Below are 21,303 nucleotides of genomic sequence, written 5' to 3'. Positions count from 1 at the left end.
AAAAAAATAGTTAATTTAAATCTAACGCAGTTTTAATGTCGCCAGACCAATCAATACCAATACCAAGGTGATAATCCAGAAGCGCACAATGACGCGCGGCTCCGGCCAGCCTTTTAATTCAAAGTGATGGTGAATTGGCGCCATGCGAAAAATGCGACGCCCGGTTAATTTGAATGACGCAACTTGCAAAATGACCGATACAGTTTCTAACACAAAAATCCCGCCCATAATGAACAGTACAATTTCATGACGAACAATCACGGCGATTACACCTAAAGCTCCACCTAATGCCAGCGCACCTACATCACCCATAAACACTTGTGCGGGATAAGTGTTGAACCACAAAAAACCCAAACCGGCACCGACTAATGCACAACAAAAAACCGCCAGCTCACCGGCTCCGGGAATGTAGGCAATCTGCAAATATTGCGCGAACTGTGAGTGACCAGTGAGGTAAGCAATTAATGCCAAAGCACCAGCAACCATTACGCTCGGCATAATCGCCAAACCATCCAAACCATCGGTTAAGTTCACCGCGTTACTGGTGCCCACAATTACAAAATAGGTAAAGACGATGTAAAAAATCCCGAGATCAAGCGCGACATGTTTAAAGAAAGGAATAAAGAGTTGCGTCTCTGCCGGACTTTGTGCGGTGTAATACAAAAAAATCGCCGCGCCAAAACCGGCGATAGATTGCCAAAAATATTTCCAGCGAGCTGGCAATCCCCGCGAATCGCGTTTTGCTACTTTGCGATAATCATCCACCCAACCTACCGCGCCAAAAATCGCGGTGACAATTAACACTACCCATACATAGCGATTGGATAAATCAGCCCACAACAAAGTACTGATAAAAATGGCCGCTAAAATCAATGCACCACCCATGGTAGGTGTGCCCGATTTACTCAAATGCGATTGCGGTCCGTCATTGCGCACCGATTGACCAATACGCAATTCCGTTAAACGGCGAATGAACCAAGGGCCCATTAACAACGAAATACCTAATGCGGTAAGCACACCCAAAATGGCGCGCACGGTGAGATATTGAAACACTGCAAAGCTGCGCAGATATTCTTGTAAGTATTCTGATAGCCAGTACAGCATTAGTGTGCACCCTCCACTGAGTCACAGAGCTGGCGCACGACTAAATCCATAGCGGCACTGCGCGAACCTTTTATAAGCAAAGTGGTGTCCTTATTTGCAATTTTTTTCAAATGCTCAACCAAACTGGCTTGATCGACAAAATGTTGCGCGCCCTCACCAAAACCACGGCTAGCATTTTCACTCAGCTTACCGACAGTGAATAAGTGTGCGATTTTTTTTGCGCGAGCGTATTCACCCAATTCAGTGTGCAACTGCGGCGCCTCTGTACCCAATTCACCCAAATCACCCAGCACCAAAATGCCCTGTGATTTTTGCGCAAGCACATCAATCGCGGCACGCACTGAACCTGGATTAGCGTTGTAACTGTCATCGATAATCTGTGCGTTATTGATACCGACATGGCGACTCATACGCCCAGCAACTGGAGCAAAATTCGCCAGACCTTGTTTGATTTGTTGCAATGTTGCCCCTACTGCCGATGCACAAGCTGCAGCCATCAATGCATTGCGTACATTGTGTTCGCCTTGCGCGTTGACGCTAACTTGGGTTGATGCGCCCTGCAAATTAATAGCAAATTCAATACTGTTTGCGCTTGGCTCAATATCCTGTGCAAAACAATCAGCGTCGCGATTTTGATAAGCAACGCGAATAACTTTACGATTCGTTAAGGCTGCCAACCAATCGGGTGCAAAGCGATCATCAATATTGACCACTGCGGTGCCGGTTGTTGGCAGCGCGGCATAGATTTCACCTTTTGCGCGCGCCACACCTTGCAGTGAACCGAAACCTTGAATATGCGCGGCCATTACATTGTTAATCATGGTGATTTGCGGTTTAGCGAGGGAGCAGAGATATTCAATTTCTGCCGGACCACTTGCGCCCATTTCGATTACCGCAAATTCATGATGGGCTTCAAGCTGCAGCAAGGTTAACGGCACACCAATATGATTATTAAAATTACCCTTGGTCGCGTGGGTTGAACCGCACTCAGCAAGAATGCCAGCCAGCAAAGTTTTTACCGTGGTTTTTCCGCTGCTACCGGTGATTGCAATAATCGGGCGCAAAAATAAACTGCGATTCAGCGCAGCAATTTGACCGAGCGCTAACAACGAATCACTCACCACCAATTGCGGTAATTTAATCTCCGGAAAGAAACGCTCTACTACTAAGGCGCAGGGTTTTTTGGCCACTGCATCTTGAATAAAATCATGCGCATCAAAACGCTCACCGCGCAGTGCGACAAATAATTCGCCTGCAGCCAGCGTGCGCGAATCGGTATTCACGCGAGTAAACTCCACATCACCTTGTTTTAGCTGTGCAGTAACGGCACGCAAAGGTTTATGTGTGGCAATAAATTCTTCAACCCACTTTAAAGTAAGAGGCTTGATCATGAGTGAGCCTCTGGTGACTGATGGTCAGTTTCATGTTTGGCGATACGGCGCTGCAGCGACAAGCGCGCATGTTTACTATCGCTAAACGGTAAGGTTTGGGTGGCGAAGATTTGATAATCCTCGTGACCTTTTCCGGCAATTAACACTATGTCGCCCGCCTTGGCTTGTTGTACGGCAAAATCAATTGCCTGAGCGCGGTCGGCAATCACCAAGCAACCACTTGGATGATTCATACCGCGCACAATTTCTGCTGCAATACTGGCAGGATCTTCCGAGCGCGGATTATCATTAGTGACAATCACATAATCACTCAAACGCTCGGCAATTTTGCCCATTTGCTGACGTTTGCTTTTATCTCGATCACCACCACAACCAAACACTGTCCACACTCGCCCGGCCTTGTGTTGATGAATGGCTTGCAGTGTATTTTCGAGCGCATCCGGTGTGTGGGCGTAATCCACAATCACTTGCACTTCTTGCGCAGCGGAATCAACCGTCACTAACTGCATGCGCCCGGGCGCAGGCTCCAGCTGTGCAATTAACGGCAGGAGTTGCGACAATGAAAAACCTTGCGCGCCAACTGCAGCAATTACCGCAAGCAAGTTGCTCAGATTGAAGTGACCCAGCAGCGGAGAATCTATATCAGCCTCACCCCACGGGGTATGCAAATGGGCGCGCACACCCTGTGCATGCAACTCAATATTGGTTGCATAAACGTCGGCAATTTTTTCAGTGGAATAAGTAATGATCTTGACGCTGGCCGGTGCTTTTTCTACCAAACTGCTCGCCCAATTGTCATCGAGATTAAGAATGGCAGTTTGCAATTGCGGCATTTGCAACAGCATCGCTTTAGCATTGCCATAACGCTGTAAATCGCCGTGATAATCCAAATGGTCTTGGGTGAGATTGGTAAAAATAGCGCAAGAAAAATGCAACCCTGCGACACGCTGTTGTTGCAAACTATGCGATGAAACTTCAATCGCAATACTAGCCGCACCAGCACCAACCAATTCACTCAGCATACGCTGCAAACTAATCGGATCAGGTGTTGTTAAACCTGTTGACGTTAACAAAGTAATTTGTTGCGCGAGCGGCGCAATTACTTTGGTATCCAACAAGCCATAACCGATGGTGCCAATCACCGCCGACTTCTGCTGCAGCCGAGCGAGCATTTGCCCCGCCAATAAACTGCAAGTGGTTTTACCATTGGTGCCCGTAATGCCAATCAGTGGAATTTTTTTACTGGGCTCACCAAAAAAACGGCCGGCAATTTCGCTGACACGCGCAGGCAAATGATCGATTGCGATAACAGGTACGGCACCTAGCCAATCAATGCCGTGCCAGTTTTTATCGGCCTCAACCAAAATTGCTGCAGCACCTAATTCAATCGCTTTAGCAATAAAATTGCGTCCATCTACTTGCGTGCCAGCCAGTGCGATAAATGCATCGCCGGTTTTTAAGATGCGCGTATCCAAGCATAAATTGCGCACCAAAATACTTGCCGCCTTATCTAAACTAAGCTCAGGCAATAAATCAGCAAGTGCGACACTGCGGGTTTGATAATGAGCGGCCATCAGGTTTCTGACCTCTCTGCGCGTAACGTATTTTTGGGAGTGGCGGGAAGTGCAGGCTCGGCAATCAAGGCTTTGTCATCGTCTTTGCGAATATTATCTGGCGGAACTTGCAACATACGCAGCGCATCTTCGGCCACTTTAGAAAATGCAGGCGCAGCAACAATACCGCCGTTACCCATAATGCCGCCGCCTTTTGGCTCATCAATAACTACCATGGCCACAATGCGCGGATTATCCACTGGCGCCATACCGATAAACGAACTGATTTGCAGGCTGGAATATTTTCCGTTTACCGCTTTAAATGCAGTTCCTGTCTTTCCTGCAACCGAATATGAAATAGCTTGCGCTTTGCTGCCGGTACCCTCTGCTGAAACTACACGCTTAAGCATTTCTTTTACTTGATCTGCGTATTTTTTCTCAACGACGCGCTCACCATTTGGCGATGCATCAACACGCAACAAAGAGATAGGACGTTTAATTCCGCCGGTCGCGATAACACCGTAAGCCTGCACAGTTTGCAGCACCGTACTATTTAAGGCATAGCCATAAGAAACGTTGGCGCGCTCAATTTTTTGTGCCGGTTTAAATACCGGTAAACGCCCAGCGGATTCACCCGGAAATCCCGTACCGATTGGCTGACCTATACCCAAGCGGGCAAACATATCGCGCACGGTATTGGTATCCAATGCAAAGCTGATTTTGGTCATGGCGACGTTACTGGATTTCGCAATCGCCATCGCCAAATCCATCGCACCATAATTGCGGTGATCGGGAATGCGCTTGCTGCCAACCATGATGTAGCCGGGGTTGGTATCGATAATATCTTCCGGTTTAAATTTTCCGCTTTCCAACGCAGCGAGAACCACCCAGGGTTTTACCGTGGAGCCTGGCTCATACAAATCGGTAATCGCACGATTGCGCAGGCCAGCACCGCGTGCGCGGCCACGGTCGTTCGGGTTGTAAGATGGCAAGTTAGATATGGCGAGCACTTCGCCGGTGAGCACATCCAGAATCACAATTGAACCCGCCACTGCACCCGCATCTTCCACTGCTTTTTTTAATTCGCGATGCGCGAGATATTGCAGACGCAGATCGATACTTAAAGTGAGGTTTTGCCCGGGGCGCGCTGCTTTCACCAAGCGCAATTCTTTTACCGTGCGTCCGCGCAAATCTTTTACGACTTCTTTTGCGCCGTTTTCACCAGTGAGCCAAGCATCGTAAGCTAACTCCATGCCTTCCTGACCGCGATCATCCACATCGGTCATGCCCACCAAATGCGCCGCAACATCTGCGGCTGGATAATAGCGGTGATATTCAACTTGCTCGTATACCCCAGGAATATCTAACGACAAAACCGCTTGCGCGGCTTCAGGAGACATTTGACGCTGCAGGTACATAAATTCTTTGGTGCCGTAACGAGCCAAGCGTGCTTCCAACTCGGCTTTGTTGAATTTTAATGCCTGAGCCAATTCACCCCAGCGATGGGGGGCTTGCAGCAACACCTTTGGATTTGCCCAGAGGGTAGAGACCGGCGTACTAACTGCTAATGGGTCGCCATTACGATCGGTGATCACACCGCGATAGGCGGGAATAATCTCAGTGCGCAAAGTGCGCGACTCACCCTGATCCTGCAGAAACTCGTAACCTTTGTCGGCATTTGGGAGAACCTGCAAGCTGGCCACATGCGCGATCAGCACCATCACCAGCGCAGCCAACAGCACACCAACGCCATAAAAACGCCAGCGCGCAACCTTCAAAGGTTTGCCCGCAGGCTGCGCGGCAGGGCGAGCTGTGCGCGGCTCAAATGCGGAGCGACGGCTCATTGCCCACCTGCCGCAGGCGCTGCTTGAGCGCGATTTTCAAGCACATGGTTACCGGAGATCATCACCATCTCCTCCGGGGTCGGCGCCATCATATTGAGCTCAGATACCGCCGCATTTTCAACGCGACCATAGGCAGCCCAAGTGCTTTGCTCCAGTAGGTATTGCCCCCACTGCACTTGTAATTGGGAAGCTTCACGGCGCAATGTTTCGAGGCTATTTACATCGCGGCGCACCACCTGCGTAGTGGCAACCACACCAAGAGCAGACGCAACAGTCGCCAACCACAACACCGCCGCCAACAGCATGATTGCTGGCGATGGTGCCTGTTGTTGTGATGGATGACTGCGGTTCATAGAATCCCTGGAGTTGATAAATGTATCGAGTAAACGTGTTCAATAGACTGGCAATAAGGCGCAAAGCAAAACGAGATTTACAACTTCTCCGCCACTCGCATCACCGCACTGCGCGAGCGCACATTGGCATTTACCTCGGCATCACTCGCTTTGATGGCTTTACCGAGTGAACGCATCCGCTTATTGAGCTGGTCATCGCGAATCGGCAGACCTTTGGGCACCGGGTCACCTAATTCCTGACGACGAATAAAACGCTTAACTGCACGATCTTCCAGCGAGTGAAAACTAATCACCACCAGCCGCCCGCCGGGAGCCAAAACCGCCAATGCCTGCTCCAGTACCGAATCCAGATCGGTCAACTCGTTATTCACTTGAATGCGAATCGCCTGAAACGCGCGGGTCGCCGGATGTTTGCCCTTTTCCCACGCTGGATTGGCCTCTTTAATCACCTCAGCCAAGTGTTTAGTTCGGGCAAACGGCGTTTTTTGGCGCTCGGCGATAATCGCGCGCGCCATACGTTTGGCAAAGCGCTCCTCGCCGTACTCTTTAAACACCCAGACCATCTCATCTTCGCTGGCGCTATTGACCCAATCGGCAGCGCTCTGGCCGCGGGTTTGATCCATACGCATATCGAGCGGGCCATCGTGCATAAAACTGAAACCGCGCTCAGCCTCATCCAATTGCGGCGACGACACCCCCAAATCCAGCAATACACCGGCAACCTTGCCGGTCATATCGCGCTCGGCGACTAATTGCGCCAACTCCGCAAAGGAGCCGTGAGCGATGGAGAAACGCGCATCTCCGGCAAAACGGGCATTGGCGGTAGCGATTGCGGCAAGATCTTTATCGATCCCCAGCAGCCGGCCATCGGCAGATAGCTGCTGCATAACCAAAGCGCTGTGACCACCGCGACCGAAAGTGCCATCCACATAAAAACCGGAGGTATCAGTAACCAGTGCCTCTACCGCCTCATTCAAAAGTACGGTGATGTGTTGTGCGTCAGACACGTAGATACCTAGAAAGAAAGATTTTGTAATTCGGCTGGCATATCGCCATCGATGCTTTGATCCATGAGCGCGTTCCAGCTGTCTTCATTCCACAGCTCAAACTTATTGCCCAAACAGACCAACATCAGTTTTTTATCCAGATGCGCAAAGTCGCGCAGGGTGGGGGGAACCAGAATCCGGCCATTAGCGTCCATCTCCAAATTCACTGCCTGCCCCATAAAGCGGCGCTGAATCTTGCGGACTTGTTCATTGCCAGAAGGCAAAGCTTGAATTTTTGCGAGCACCGGCTCCCATTCAGATTCGGCGTACACCAGCAAGCAGCGCTCATACATGTGTGCAGTCACCCATAAACTCCCGGCGCCAGACGACAGCAGCGAATCGCGAATGCGCGCTGGTATCGCCATGCGACCCTTGGGGTCCATGCTGATGGAATAACTGCCTGTAGCCACTTTTCACCACTTGACGGGATTATTTTTCACAAAAGCCCACAAAAAACCACTAATACCCACTTTTCCCCACGGTGCTCACTATAAATCGGGGTGGTGCAAAGTCAAGCAAGCAATTGCCGAAAGGCGTGGAAAATCACGGGAAACTTCGGGAAATTTCGTCAAACAAGAAGGGAAAATGCAAAAGAGAAGAGCCACAAAAACCAACTTAAACAACAAAAACAAAATGATAGAACTCAAACCTAATGTAATACATTAAGTTTGAAACTATTTAGCAGTGATAAAAGAGGATTTATAGAAGGATTAGATCTATGCAGATCTGAAAACATCAAAACAAACCACAAACTGCAGAGATAAAGCGGAGTCAGCCTGTAAGCCGGGTTCTGTCGTGGACAGTCATTCATCTGGGACTAGTGTCACCACTAGCCTCAAGCAACCTACCCGCCTCCGATACGGGCCGCACCAATGGAGGCCTATTTGGTCTTGCTCCGAGTGGGGTTTACCATGCCACGAACTGTTACCAGTCGCGCGGTGCGCTCTTACCGCACCCTTTCACCCTTACCGTTACTCTTGCGAGTACTTAGGCGGTCTACTCTCTGCTGCACTTTCCGTAGGCTCGCGCCTCCCAGGCGTTACCTGGCACTCTGCCCTATGGAGCCCGGACTTTCCTCCCCAATGCACCAAGCAACACTCAAGAGAGTTTTTTTAGTTAACACTGGAGCGACTGTCGGGCCGACTCCGAGGCCGCACATTACCCGCCGGAACCCGCAAGTGCAAGCGTGGATTTTGAGCAAAAGCCACTTTCTTTGCGAACTTCGTCACCAAAAGTGGCAGGCTTATTACCTACAGAGAGTAAAGCTGGCTATTAACTGGTATTTTTGCCACTTTAAGCTATTAATTAATAAGTATTTATTGCCCAATTTAGGCAGTCCGACTTACATTCGCCCAACCTTTACAATAAAAGTTCAGGAGACTCTCCGTGAAAGTGCATAAACACAATCTTCTTGCAGCGGCCATAGCCTTATCTCTCGCTGCTCCCGCAATCGCTCAAGATGCCGGCCCTGCTTTGGAAGAAGTAATGGTAACCGCGCAAAAACGACCTCAAAGTCTGCGCGATGTACCCTTGTCAGTTAATGCCCTGTCAGGAGAAAAACTTGAATCGGCAGGTATCACCAATATTGAAACCATGGCGGATTACATTCCCAGCTTCAATATGACTCAAACCGGTATAGGCACCAATATCGCCATCCGCGGAATTAGCTCAGGTGTTAACCAAGGTTTTGAACAATCTGCTGCGCAATTTATCGATGGTATTCACTATGGCCGTGCGCAATTATCACGCGCGCCTTTCCTTGATATCGAGCGAGTCGAAGTTCTGCGCGGCCCACAAAGTATTCTGTTTGGTAAAAACTCGACCGCTGGTGCAGTGAGCATCACCACTGCCAAGCCAGGCGATGAACTGGAAGGGAAGCTCAGCGCACTCTACGAGCCAGAACACGGCGAGCAAGATGTGCGCCTGATACTGTCTGGCCCCATCTCCGACACCGTCGGCGGGCGTCTGGCAATTATGCAGAGCAGCATCGATGGTTTTATGGAGAACACCACACTCAATCGCGACGAATCAGGCGATAAAAATCGCGTAATTCGCGCCACCTTGCAATGGCAACCAACTGATCTTTGGGATATTACCCTCAAGCTGGAAGACGGCTCGTTTGATAGTGATGGGCGGAATATTGAAGTGGTGAAACCGGTCGGTGGTTCTTATGCAAACGCTCTGGCAACATTCACTCAAGGCGCCTATCAGCTAGACACAACACATGATTTTAAACGTCAATCCAACGGCGATTACAGCTACAACGATACCGAAAACATTACACTCAATATCGAGCGGGAAATAGGTGAGCACACGTTTACCTCTGTTACTGGGTACAACGCCTACACCTATGAGGAACTGTGTGACTGCGATTTTACCGGCGCATCCGGCTTTAACATCCTCTCCGATGAGGATTACAGCCAAGTCAGCCAAGAGCTCAGAATCACATCGCCCGAAGATGGGACAATCAGCTATCTCGGCGGCGTATTCTTCCAAAGCAGCAATCTGAAGTTTCACGATGCCGTGCGTGTTCCCACTGACAGCTTTATCGCTACCGCCTTCTCCTCGCTGCTTGGTGCTCCAGCAGCCGCGTTACTGCGTGGCGCGTCAACTCAGCGCGACTTTGAACAAGATACCGATCTGGCGGCTATTTTTATCCAGGGAACGTGGAACTTTACCGATTTATCACGGGTAATTGTGGGGGCTCGTTACACCCAAGAGACTAAAGAAGCTAGCCGCCACCAGTATCATGTTAGTAACACTGGCGTGGCACTGCCGCAAGGCACAACAGCTCAGCCCTACAATTTGATATGGAGCCAATTCAAAATTGACCCGCACCAGATAAAAGGGGATAGAGATGAAAACGGATTTACTCCCCTCGTCACATTCCAGCACGACCTCAATGGCACCGATATGCTTTACGCAAGCTACACTACCGGTTTTAAATCGGGCGGTTTTGATGTGCGCGCGAACGCAGCCCCTAATGAACTTGATGGCATCTATCCAAACATCGAAGGGACATGGGAATTTGAAGAAGAACGTGTAAAAAATTATGAGGTAGGAGGTAAGTTTGTTTTGGCCGATGGCGCTGCAGAGCTGAATGTAGCTGCTTTCCGCTCCGAATTTGAAGATATGCAGACAAGCCAGTTCGACGGAAGCCTCAGCTTTAACGTTACCAACGCCGGTCAAGCTGTAGTGCAGGGCCTTGAAATAGACGGTCGCTGGGCAGTGATTGATAACATCATGCTTCGGGGTGGTGCAGCGTACATTGATTTCGAATACACCGACTTCCCCAATTCACAATGCTATTTCGGCCAACCAGCATCTGAGCGTAATCCGACTAATCCAACCGTGTGCGATGCCACAGGCAAGCGCCGCGAATTCACTCCGGAAATTCAAGGCAATGCGGGTATCGACTACACTGTTAACTTCGGTAACGGCCTCAAGCTGATAAATACCCTAGACCTAATCTACAGCTCAGATTACCTAACCACACCATCGCTTGACCCAAAGTTTGAACAGCCGTCCTATACCAAGATTAATGCACGCATTGCATTAACTGGAAATGATGACATGTGGGAACTGGCATTAATTGGCAAGAATCTCACTGACGAATCCGTCGTTACCTACGCCAATGGATTGCCTGTGGCAACCACTGTATCTAGCGGCACCGGCTATTACGCATTCTATGAACGCCCAAGAAGCATTGCAGTGCAAGGCACCATCCGCTTTTAAACACCCGCAATTGAACTCGCAATATAAACCCAGCCTTTGCGCTGGGTTTTTTATATTAGCGAAAACGCATTGATTAGCTTTCAGGTTAGAACGGCGACAAATGAATTTTGGAGCCTAGATAAATAATCTGTTTGGCTGTTTTTAGCTAATCTTCCCGGGGCATTGCTGCTATCATTAATATGATTTATTTTTAGCTTCACTATCGGAATACAGCAATGAGTAACCCCCCTGCAGGGCAACCCGCGCCAACCCAAGCTCTGCATATCACCACACCGCTGCAACACAACGCACTTAAAGGTTTCCTGCTTGCTGCTGCCGGATTATTTCTGTTTGCTTGCATGGACAGCACCACCAAATACCTGACCATTCATTACAACGTGCCCTTTGTAGTGGCGATGCGCTATATCGTCCATTTTTTGTTGATGGTGATGATTCTGGCACCGCGCCACTCGGCTCAGCTTATTCACACCCAGCGCACCGGGCTGGTGATTGCACGTGCTGTGGTGTTGAGCATTGCTTCGCTATGCATGGGCATGGCACTGCACCGCATGCCGTTGGCAGAGACTACCGCGATCAACTTTCTAGCGCCCACACTCGTGGCGCTACTGGCGGGCTCAATGCTGCAAGAAAAAATCGGCGCATGGGGTTGGGCGGCGATAGTGACGGGGTTTATCGGCGTATTGCTGATCGCACGCCCGGGTGGCGGCCTGGATGCCATCGGCATTATGTTTGCGCTGGGGGCAGCAGCGGCCAATGCCACTTACCAATTGTTATCCCGCCTGCTCGCCAGCACCGAAAAGGCCATCACGCTGTTGTTTTACACCGCGCTCATCGGCTCGATTATATTTGGTATCGCCCTACCCTGGTTTTGGGAAAATGACGCACCTAGCACCTTAGAAGTGATATTGCTGTTAAGCATGGGGGTCAGCGGCGGGCTCGGCCACTACTTATTTACCCTCGCTTATCGCCACGCACCAGCCTCCATGTTGGCGCCCATGACTTATTTGCAATTAATCTGGGCAGGGTTATTGGGCTGGATTGTGTTCGGCACCATTCCCGACAGCATGAGCTTGGTAGGTATGGCGATAGTAGCAGCGTCGGGTTTGATCATCGCATTTAAATCGCGCTTTAGCCGAGCTATACCGGTCAAGGCCGAAGCTGATCAACTTTGATTCCAACAGCACTGTTCAGGTGAGTTCGTAATACTCAAATCTGATGGTTTACACCGCCCCCCGCCGGAGGGAGGGTCAAGCAAGCGCTTTACTCGCTTTGCTGCAGCGCCCAATCGTATAAAAAATTCTTTTTCAGCCCGGTTAACTTGGCGCCGATGCTGGCCGCTTGTTTGACCGGCAACTCATCTAACAACACTTTCATAATATGCATTTGCTCTGGTGTCATCGCCTCGTTTTCCGGCTTCGGCGCGCCGTGTACCAACAGCACAATTTCGCCGCGCTGTTGGTTGCTATCACTTTCCACCCATGAGGCCAACTCACTGACTTTATTACCTTTTATTGTTTCAAACGTCTTGGTCAGTTCACGCGCCATCACCACTTCACGATCCGCGCCAAACACCTGCGCCATGTCTTGCAGGGTTTCCAGAATGCGGTGTGGTGCCTCATAAAAAATCAGCGTGCGCGGGTCAGCCGCCAAGGATTGTAGTTGCGCACAGCGCGCGACTTGTTTGGCGGGCAAAAAACCTTCAAAGGCAAATCTGTCCGAGGGCAAGCCGGCAGCACTTAAGGCGGCGATCATGGCGCAAGCGCCGGGAATCGGTACGATCTGGATACCCGCCTGGCGCGCCGAACGCACCAGACGATAACCTGGGTCAGATACCAATGGCGTTCCCGCATCTGAAATCAGTGCGATGGACTCGCCACCCTGTAAGCGCGCGACCAACTGATCTACCCGCGTATCATCACTGTGGTCGTGGTAGGCAATACAGGGCGTTTTGATATCAAAGTGGGACAACAGACGGGAACTGTGTCGCGTATCTTCAGCGGCAATTAGCGCTACTGTTTGTAGTGTTTCTACCGCTCGCGGTACCATATCGCCCAGATTGCCAATCGGGGTCGCCACGACATAAAGAATGCCTGGGTTTGAGGCTACTGATGTCATACCGGACTCCGAAAAATTTAGGTTTCAAGCCAGCTCGCTGGCTCTACATGTTGATTCATCACTGCAGGTTTTTACCGAGGTTTTCATGCCGATACGGCCATTGTTTAGCACTTTATCGACAAACTCATTGATTGCACTGGCAATCGCGACACTGACACTCAATCTTGCCAGTTGCGGTAACAATCCTACCCAACCCACCACTCACAGCCAGACTCCAGCAAAAAGCCAACCGGCTAGCCTCAGCGCCAGCAAACTGCTAGCGATGGCTAATCAAGCGCAATCACCCGAGAGGGAGAGCCTGGTTTTGCAGGCGGCGCAGGTGTATATCGATGCGGGAAAATTCAGCCGTGCGCGCAATTTATTGGTCGATATGAATACCGATGAACTGCCCGACCAAGCCTATATCAAGCACACCGATTTGTTCAGCACAGTCGCGCTGCAGGAGGGTTCCAATTTTCTAGCGCACGGCATTCTAACCAAGCCGCGCTTGGAACAACAATGGCAAATCATGGAGCCGCAAACTGAAGTAGCATTGCGCGAAAAGCGCGCGCAGGTATTTGCGTTACTGGGCGAGGCGCAAAGCAGTGTTAATGAGCGCATTCAACTTAGCAGCCTAATCGACAATAAAATTCAGCATCAAGCCAATCAGGACTCGCTCTGGCAAAATCTTATGAGTATTCCATTTGCGGAGCTACAGCAACTGGCTGAAAACGAACATGGTCAAGCGGCGCGCGGTTGGTATAGCCTCGCAGCGATCAATAAAAATAATCAAATAGATTTAGAACAACAGCGCGAACAATTGCAGCAATGGTTGAGCATGTGGCGGCAGCATCCTGCGCACAACAACCTGCCCAGCGATTTGCGTTTACTGCAAAGCCTGATTGAACAACAACCGCGACAAGTTGCACTACTACTGCCAATGCAAGGCAAACTCGCCGAAGCAGGTGAAGCAGTGCGCGATGGCTTTTTCGCTGCCTATTTTGAAGCCCTCGGCAATGGCCGCCAAACACCGGAAGTGCGCCAATACGATAGTAGTGTCGATGTGATTGCCGCCTATCAACAAGCTATCGCCGATGGTGCCGATCTAGTCATCGGCCCTATCGATAAAGAAAAAGTCACAGAAATAAGTTTGATGCCCTCGCTGGAAGTGCCGGTGTTATCGCTCAATTATCCCGATACTCCACCTGCAGAACCGCTCAAAGGATTTTATCAATTTGGTTTAGCGGTTGAAGATGAAGCGCGACAAGTTGCACGTCAGGCATTTTTGGAAGGGCATCGCCAGGCAATGGTGATTATCCCCTCGCAAGAGTGGAGTGAACGCAGTGCGCGCGCATTTGCCAACGAGTGGGAGCAATTGGGCGGTACAGTAGTAAACCGCACCCAATTTCAAACTGGCGCCAATTATTCCCGCCTAGTGAAAGATGCGATGCAAATCGAACAGAGCCAAATTCGCACCCGCGAAATGCAGGCTTTATTGGGTATTCCACTGCAATCCTCGCCGCGCAGCCGCAGCGATGTGGATATGATTTTTTTAATCGCCGATCCAGCGCAGGGGCGCCAAATCAAACCAACCTTTGCCTTTCACTACGCGGGGAAAATTCCGGTGTATGCCACCAGTCAAATTTACTCGGGGCAACCTAACCCTAAAGCAGACCGCGATTTAAATGGCGTTCGTTTTAATACTATGCCGTGGTTGTTTGACACTACCAGCAAAGAAAAACAAGCCGTTGCACAACACACAAAATCCGCTGCAGTGTATGGCCGTTTGCATGCATTGGGCGCAGATGCATTTCGCCTTTACGCGCGCCTGCCGCAATTAGAACAAGTGCCCGATATGCGCATTTACGGCGCAACCGGCGCATTGCATATGCTGAGTGACAGGCGCATCGAGCGCGAGCAAATGTGGGTGAGATTTCGCAATGGCGAAGCACAGCCACTACCCATGGTCATCAACCAAAATGACATTCAATATTAACGCAACACACATTGAGGATTAATGATGTTTACCCGCAACAAGGATGATGCTGAACCTCACAATGCTATCAGCATAGGTGCGCAAGCCGAAGCACAGGCCGAAGCCTTTTTACACCAGCAAGGTTTAATTACCCGCAGCAAAAATTACCGCTGTAAACTCGGCGAAATAGATCTAATCATGCTGCAGAAAACAGCGCAAGGAACCTGCATGGTGTTTGTTGAAGTGCGTTTGCGCACTAACAAACGTTTTGCGCCAGCGGTAGAAACGGTGGATTATCGCAAACAGAAAAAAATTATTCGCACTGCCACTCGCTTTTTACAAGAGCACAAACTGTTTGATAAAGTCGCCTGCCGTTTTGATGTGATAGCATTGGATCAAACCGGCACCGCGCCACCCATTCAATGGATTCAAAATGCATTCGGCGCTTGATGCACAATCGCGCAGGTGCCCTGTTTTAGTCAGCCACACTAGCCTGTACAACAAGTAGAAATATTATGGATCAACGTGTTATCACCCTGTTTCACGAAAGTATTGAAGCGAAGATGCATGCCGGTGAAGAGCTTGCGCCGCTGATCGCGCAAGCGAGCCAGTCTATTGTGCAGGCGCTGCTCTACGAAAAAAAGATTCTCACCTGCGGCAATGGCATTTCCGCAGCACAAGCGCAAATTTTTACCGCCAGCCTCATCAATCCTTTTGAGCAAGAACGCCCGAGCCTGCCATCCTTCAATTTGGGTGCAGACTTCACCACCCAAACGGCGATTGGTAGCGACTATAGTTTTAATGATGTCTACGCCAAACAAATTCGCTCACTGGGTCAACCTGGCGATGTGTTATTGCTGCTCACCAGCACCGGCAAAGCGAGCAATTTATTGCAGGCGATTAGCGCGGCACACGACAAAGAAATGCAAGTAATTGCACTGACCGCCGGCGACGGCGGCGATGTTGCCGCACTACTCGACCGCGGTGACCTGGAACTTCGGGTACCCTCTGTGGCCAAACCCCGTATTCATGAAGTTCACCTGCTCAGTATTTTTTGTTTATGCGACTTAATCGACCAACAATTATTTGGAGGTTTCTAATGCCCAATGCCAGCCCTATCACTCCCAAGCTAATTCAAATGGGCAAGGTGCTGGCAATGGTGTTTGCAATGGCGGCAATGCTTACTGGCTGCGCCAAAATTATCACTGTCACCACCAGTGAACCAATTCAAATCAGCGCCAACAAACGCACCCTCGGCACCAAAATTAATGACGCACAACTGGAAACTATAGCGCGAGTCAATCTGAATAAGGCGAGCCAACAGCTTGCGGACGCCCATATCAATATCGACAGTTTTAACGGCATTATTTTATTAACTGGCCAAGCTCCTACTGAGCAATTACGCCTACTCGCGGGTGAAACTGTCGGTAAAATAAATTCCGTGCGACAAGTACATAACGAACTCACGGTGGGCCCTGCCGCTTTTCTTAAAGCACGCAGCAAAGACAGCTGGATCAGCACCAAAATTAAAACAAAATTAGTTGTCAGCAGCATTCAAAGCCGCCGTATTCTGATTACTACTGAGGCGCAGACGGTATTTTTAATGGGTTTGGTATCGCGTTACGAAGCAGATCGCATCACCAAGGTTGCACAAAATACCGCTGGAGTAAAACAAGTTGTCAAAGTATTTGAATACGTTGATTGAATTGTATTTAAAGCCCAGAGCATCACGCTGCCAGCCTGACTAGCACCAAACCGCTCTATCTACCTCTGGCATTATCTGCACATCCTGCTAGTATCCTGCAGGCAGACGTTTTTCATTTCATCCCTACTCAAAGGAAACATCCATGATCTCTACCATCATTTTTATTGTGATTATTGCTGTATTGGTGTTTTACGTGATTGGGGTTTACAACCAATTGGTTGCCTTAAAAAACCGTTTTGAAAACGCGTTTTCACAAATCGAGGTGCAATTAAAGCGCCGCTATGACTTAATTCCCAACCTAATCGAAACCGCAAAAGGCTATATCAAACACGAGCGCGAAACACTTGAGGCGGTAATCAGCGCGCGCAATCAAGCAATGAATGGTTTGCAAGCCGCAGCGGCCAACCCCGGCAGTGCAGTTGCGATGAGCGATCTCGCCGGTGCGGAGAGTTTACTGACCAGTGCCATGGGGCGCTTAAATGTGGTGATGGAAGCCTACCCGGATTTAAAAGCTTCACAAAATATGATGCAGGTATCCGAAGAGCTTACCAGCACAGAAAATAAAATCGCCTTCGCACGCCAAGCGTTTAACGATGCAGTCACCAGTTATAACACTTACAAACAAAGTTTCCCGCCAGTGGTGTTCGCAAAAAGTTTTGGCCACAGTGAAAATGCAAGTCTCTTGGTATTTGCCGACAGCGCCGAGATCCAAGCGGCTCCCAAAGTTCAATTTTAACTGTGTACGATGAAAGTCTTCCTTCTATATATATAGAAGGAAGACTTTTAATACCAAGCCTATAATACCAACGCCTACCACCAAGTCTTCCTTCTTTATATAAAGTCATTACTCACTTTTCATTGATAGGTTGAGCGCATGAATTTTTTCGAACATCAGGATCGCGCCAGACGCAAAACCCATCACCTGATTCTGTTGTTAATCCTGGCAGCATTTACCCTCATCGCCATCACGACTTTATTATTTGCTGCATTTGTCTATTTTGGTCAGGAGCAAAACTCGGTCAATGCGAGCACAACAACACCGAGTATCTGGCAAGGAATTATCCACGCCCTCAGTTTTGAAACCTTTCTCTGGATTGCACTGAGTGTTAGCAGCGTGGTGTTTATCGGCAGTTTATTTCGCTTTTTCCAACTGCGCGCTGGCGGCCAAGCAATCGCCGAAGCCTTGGGCGGTCACCTGTTATCAGGCAATACTCAAGATGCCGACGAACGCAAAATACTGAACGTAGTTGAAGAAATGGCAATTGCTTCCGGCACATCGGTCCCGCCGGTTTTCCTGATTGAAGATGATGCAATTAACGCATTTGCCGCAGGCTATCACCCCCAGGATGCCGTCATAGGTATTACTCGCGGCTGCATCCATGCATTAAGTCGCGATGAGTTACAGGGTGTCATTGCCCATGAGTTTAGCCATATCTATCACGGTGACATGCGCATCAATATGCGATTGATTGCCCTCTTGCACGGCATTTTAGTAATCGGTTTGATCGGCGAGTTTTTAATGCGCAGTGCGAGCAATCGCAGCATTCGTCGCTCCAGTAAAGATAACTCCCCCGCCGCGCTTTTAGCGCTCGGTTTGGGTTTATTGGTGATTGGTTACAGCGGAATCTTTTTTGGCAATTTGATTAAAGCTGCCGTGAGCCGCCAGCGTGAATTTCTCGCCGATGCCTCTGCCGTGCAATTTACTCGCAACCCCGATGGCATAGCGGGCGCGCTGAAAAAAATCGGTGGCAGCAGCAGCGGCTCACAATTACAGAATGAACATGCCGCTGAATTCAGCCATATGTATTTTGGGCAGGGGGTAAAATCGTTTTTCAATTTAATGGCGACACACCCGCCACTTGAAGATCGCATTAAACGCATTATCCCCAACTGGGATGGCGAATTTACACAGATGAGTAATATAAGAAGCAAGACTTCATTTGGTGAATCCGGCGCAATGGGTTTTAGCGCTGGAGAATCTACAGCCGATGAAGCACCCATCAACGCTGCAATTGATGTAGATGCAACCCTGAATCAGATTGCACAACCCAGCCAACCCCAAATTGAATATGCACGCGAGCGCATCGCCGAAATACCGCCATATTTAAAAGCTGCAACCCAAGAACCCTTCAGCGCACGCGGAATCATTTTTGGATTACTGCTGGATCGCCACCGCGAATTGCGCCAGCAGCAACTCGCATTGCTGAGCGAACATTTATCGCCAGCCGATGTAAATGGCTTAACACATATAGTCACCAGCACTGCCGATGTGGATGCAAGCCTGCGCCTGCCCTTAATTGAATTGTGTTTAAGTGCACTAAAACAGTTGTCGGCAGATCAGCAAAATACGTTTATGAATTGTGTGCACTTATTAATTCGCGCCGACAATAAAGTCAGCCTGATGGAATGGGCGATTTATCGCATAGTGCTGCACAACACCCGCCCGCACACCCAACAAATTCGCAAACACAATTTGCGCGACCTGCAAAATGAATGTCAACTATTGCTCTCACTACTGGCTTACGCGGGTGCAGCAAGTGAGACAGAAGCCAATGCAGCATTTTCCCAAGCTGCTGCTATCTTGAACTTTCCCGAGCTTGAACTTTTACCGCGCAACCAGATTAAACTGCCACTTGCCGATACCGCACTGGAACAACTAAACCTCATCAAACCGCTGCAAAAGCCACAAATATTGAAAGCCATGAGCCAATGTATTTTGCATGACGGCAAGGTATCAACTATCGAGGCAGAAGTATTTCGCGCAATCGCCGATAGCCTCGACTGCCCCATACCGCCACTCATTCCCCGAATGAATCAGTAAGTGTGTATTTGCAAGCAAACGCTCTACAACAATGAGGGTCTGACCGGTTATAATGCGCCGCACTTAATTCGCAATACTTAATTTGCACCCCTAAAGAACTTCGCCAACCAAACTGAGGTACTCGCCTTGCAACTGGACAACGCATCTGTAGCGCAATTGCGCGAATGGGAAAGCCAACTGACTGAACAATATCAGGCTATCCTCGCCAAAAAACTCAACCTGGATTTAACCCGCGGTAAGCCCTCGGCAGAGCAATTGAATCTGTCAGATGAGCTGGATGGTTTGTTGAAGGGCAACTACATCGCTGCTGACGGCACCGATACCCGCAACTACGGCGGCCTCGACGGTTTGCCCGAAGCCAAACAATTGGGCGCTAATATCATGGGTGTTGAGCCAGCCAACGTATTGGTAGGTGGCAGCTCCAGTTTGACCCTGATGTTCCAAATGATGCTGACCGCTTATCAATTCGGCTTGAAGGATGCTGCAAGCGCCTGGAAAAACGAAGGCGAAGTAAAGTTTATCTGCCCGGTTCCCGGTTATGACCGCCACTACACCGTGTGCGAGCAACTCGGCATCAAGATGATCAATGTGCCTATGACCTCTACTGGCCCGGATATGGATGCGGTTGAAGCATTGCTCAAAGCCGACAAGTCTATTAAAGGCATGTGGTGTGTACCTAAATACTCTAACCCTACCGGTGTGGTGTATAGCGATGAAACTGTTGAGCGCATCGCCAAACTCGGCCAAATCGCCAGCGCTAACTTCCGCGTCTTCTGGGACAACGCCTACTCAGTTCACGACCTGACCGCAAACGCACCACAGCTGGCAAGTATCCTCGAAGCAACTCGTCGCAACGGCACTGAAGATTCAGTTGTGCAATTTGCATCGACCTCAAAAATCACTCACGCCGGCTCAGGTGTTGCTTTTGTTGCTGCCAGCGCCGCCAACCTTGCCGGTTTCAAAAAGTTTTTGAACAGCTGTACCATTGGCCCGGACAAAGTAAATCAAATTCGCCACACTCGCTTGCTGCCAAACAAAGAAGCATTGATGGCACATATGGGTAAACACGCTGCATTGTTGAATCCACGTTTTGATGCAGTACTCACAGCATTAAGCAAAGCATTCGATGGCACTGATTTAGGCGCATGGGAAAAACCCGTTGGCGGTTATTTTGTTTCTTTTGACACACGCAAAAATTGCGCAAAAGAAACAGTTCGCCTCGCCGCAGAAGCAGGCGTGAAATTAACACCTGCAGGTGCAACCTATCCCTACGGCAAAGACCCTGAAGATCGCAATATTCGTATCGCACCTTCAGTACCCACAGTGCCTGAAGTTGTTGGCGCAATGGAAGTATTCGTAACCTGCGTAAAATTGGCATCAGTAAAACAGCAACTAGCCAGCATCAGCTAATTGCCCACAGCTAATCGCCAAATAACAAAAAGCCGCTTTTACAGCGGCTTTTTGCTTTATTGCTTATATATTATTGCCCTGCAAGTCACAGCACTTCAGCGTTACTTCAGCACCCCGGCCTCACAACAATCAGTTCTAACAAATGGCGATTAATTCCAAAACACTTGGCGCATTTTTTTGAATCCTTTCTATACTCCAATTAACCAGCAGTTAATTACTAATGGCGCTATTAATTCATTTGCTTAACTATTTATGGATCCGATGCGTATTAA

General features: G+C 49.4%; 17 protein-coding genes and 1 other RNA gene. 9 read left to right on the top strand and 9 right to left on the bottom strand.

The features are described from left to right. Window positions 1-21: 21 nt before the first annotated feature. From mraY to rnpB, 8 genes are all read right to left on the bottom strand, one after another. Window positions 22-1,104 carry a phospho-N-acetylmuramoyl-pentapeptide-transferase gene (gene mraY, locus AWU77_RS05850; RefSeq protein ID WP_062060279.1) on the bottom strand — a complete coding sequence of 361 codons (1,083 nt, stop codon included), beginning with the start codon at window positions 1,102-1,104 and terminating at the stop codon, window positions 22-24. Continuing rightward, the gene (gene murF, locus AWU77_RS05845; RefSeq protein ID WP_062060277.1) at window positions 1,104-2,495 is read right to left on the bottom strand and encodes a UDP-N-acetylmuramoyl-tripeptide--D-alanyl-D-alanine ligase; all 1,392 of its coding nucleotides are present in this window, start codon (window positions 2,493-2,495) and stop codon (window positions 1,104-1,106) included. Before murF ends, mraY begins: the two co-directional genes overlap by 1 nt. Next, on the bottom strand, window positions 2,492-4,069 hold the full coding sequence (locus tag AWU77_RS05840) for a UDP-N-acetylmuramoyl-L-alanyl-D-glutamate--2,6-diaminopimelate ligase (RefSeq protein ID WP_238582318.1): 1,578 nt from the start codon (window positions 4,067-4,069) through the stop codon (window positions 2,492-2,494). Before AWU77_RS05840 ends, murF begins: the two co-directional genes overlap by 4 nt. Beyond that, a complete protein-coding gene (locus AWU77_RS05835; protein ID WP_084618124.1) occupies window positions 4,069-5,892 on the bottom strand; it encodes a penicillin-binding protein 2 in 1,824 nt (607 codons plus the stop codon). The genes AWU77_RS05840 and AWU77_RS05835 overlap by 1 nt, the downstream gene beginning before the upstream one ends. Then, on the bottom strand, window positions 5,889-6,245 hold the full coding sequence (ftsL, locus tag AWU77_RS05830) for a cell division protein FtsL (RefSeq protein WP_062060273.1): 357 nt from the start codon (window positions 6,243-6,245) through the stop codon (window positions 5,889-5,891). Before ftsL ends, AWU77_RS05835 begins: the two co-directional genes overlap by 4 nt. Window positions 6,246-6,322: 77 nt before the next feature. Next, entirely contained in the window at window positions 6,323-7,252 is a 930-nt protein-coding gene (rsmH, locus tag AWU77_RS05825) for a 16S rRNA (cytosine(1402)-N(4))-methyltransferase RsmH (RefSeq protein ID WP_062060271.1), read from the bottom strand. Window positions 7,253-7,260: 8 nt separating this feature from the next. Then, a complete protein-coding gene (gene mraZ, locus AWU77_RS05820; protein WP_084618121.1) occupies window positions 7,261-7,701 on the bottom strand; it encodes a division/cell wall cluster transcriptional repressor MraZ in 441 nt (146 codons plus the stop codon). Window positions 7,702-8,054: 353 nt separating this feature from the next. Next, window positions 8,055-8,438, bottom strand: an RNA gene (gene rnpB / locus AWU77_RS05815) — RNase P RNA component class A. A 239-nt stretch (window positions 8,439-8,677) separates the two neighbouring features. Here rnpB and AWU77_RS05810 point away from each other — a divergent pair. Together AWU77_RS05810 and AWU77_RS05805 are read left to right on the top strand one after the other, a co-directional pair. Then, on the top strand, window positions 8,678-11,026 hold the full coding sequence (locus AWU77_RS05810) for a TonB-dependent receptor (protein WP_062060262.1): 2,349 nt from the start codon (window positions 8,678-8,680) through the stop codon (window positions 11,024-11,026). A gap of 215 nt (window positions 11,027-11,241) precedes the next feature. Beyond that, entirely contained in the window at window positions 11,242-12,198 is a 957-nt protein-coding gene (locus AWU77_RS05805) for a DMT family transporter (RefSeq protein WP_193747504.1), read from the top strand. A gap of 88 nt (window positions 12,199-12,286) precedes the next feature. On the opposite strand, the gene rsmI is transcribed toward AWU77_RS05805, so the two are convergent. Further along, window positions 12,287-13,141, bottom strand: a complete 855-nt coding sequence (rsmI, locus tag AWU77_RS05800) for a 16S rRNA (cytidine(1402)-2'-O)-methyltransferase (RefSeq protein WP_062060260.1) — start codon at window positions 13,139-13,141, stop codon at window positions 12,287-12,289. An 85-nt stretch (window positions 13,142-13,226) separates the two neighbouring features. Between rsmI and AWU77_RS05795 the strand changes: the two genes are divergently transcribed. From AWU77_RS05795 to AWU77_RS05765, 7 genes are all read left to right on the top strand, one after another. Further along, window positions 13,227-15,116: a penicillin-binding protein activator gene (locus AWU77_RS05795; RefSeq protein ID WP_062060258.1), complete on the top strand. Its 1,890-nt coding sequence runs from the start codon at window positions 13,227-13,229 to the stop codon at window positions 15,114-15,116. Window positions 15,117-15,140: 24 nt separating this feature from the next. Continuing rightward, the gene (locus AWU77_RS05790; RefSeq protein ID WP_062060256.1) at window positions 15,141-15,545 is read left to right on the top strand and encodes a YraN family protein; all 405 of its coding nucleotides are present in this window, start codon (window positions 15,141-15,143) and stop codon (window positions 15,543-15,545) included. A gap of 65 nt (window positions 15,546-15,610) precedes the next feature. Continuing rightward, a complete protein-coding gene (locus AWU77_RS05785) occupies window positions 15,611-16,195 on the top strand; it encodes an SIS domain-containing protein (RefSeq protein ID WP_062060254.1) in 585 nt (194 codons plus the stop codon). Continuing rightward, on the top strand, window positions 16,195-16,800 hold the full coding sequence (locus AWU77_RS05780; RefSeq protein WP_238582317.1) for a BON domain-containing protein: 606 nt from the start codon (window positions 16,195-16,197) through the stop codon (window positions 16,798-16,800). The genes AWU77_RS05785 and AWU77_RS05780 overlap by 1 nt, the downstream gene beginning before the upstream one ends. Before the next feature lie 142 nt (window positions 16,801-16,942). Beyond that, window positions 16,943-17,536, top strand: a complete 594-nt coding sequence (locus AWU77_RS05775) for a LemA family protein (protein WP_062060252.1) — start codon at window positions 16,943-16,945, stop codon at window positions 17,534-17,536. A gap of 138 nt (window positions 17,537-17,674) precedes the next feature. Continuing rightward, on the top strand, window positions 17,675-19,621 hold the full coding sequence (locus AWU77_RS05770; RefSeq protein ID WP_062060250.1) for a M48 family metallopeptidase: 1,947 nt from the start codon (window positions 17,675-17,677) through the stop codon (window positions 19,619-19,621). Window positions 19,622-19,747: 126 nt separating this feature from the next. After that, window positions 19,748-21,031, top strand: coding sequence for an aminotransferase class I/II-fold pyridoxal phosphate-dependent enzyme (locus AWU77_RS05765; RefSeq protein WP_062060248.1), 1,284 nt, complete (start codon window positions 19,748-19,750; stop codon window positions 21,029-21,031). The last annotated feature ends 272 nt before the right edge of the window (window positions 21,032-21,303 follow it).

The organism is Cellvibrio sp. OA-2007 (assembly GCF_000953825.1).
In the GTDB taxonomy this organism is placed as follows: Bacteria; Pseudomonadota; Gammaproteobacteria; order Pseudomonadales; family Cellvibrionaceae; genus Cellvibrio.
Note: the sequence above shows the minus strand (reverse complement) of the source record. Positions and strands in the feature narration are given on the sequence as shown.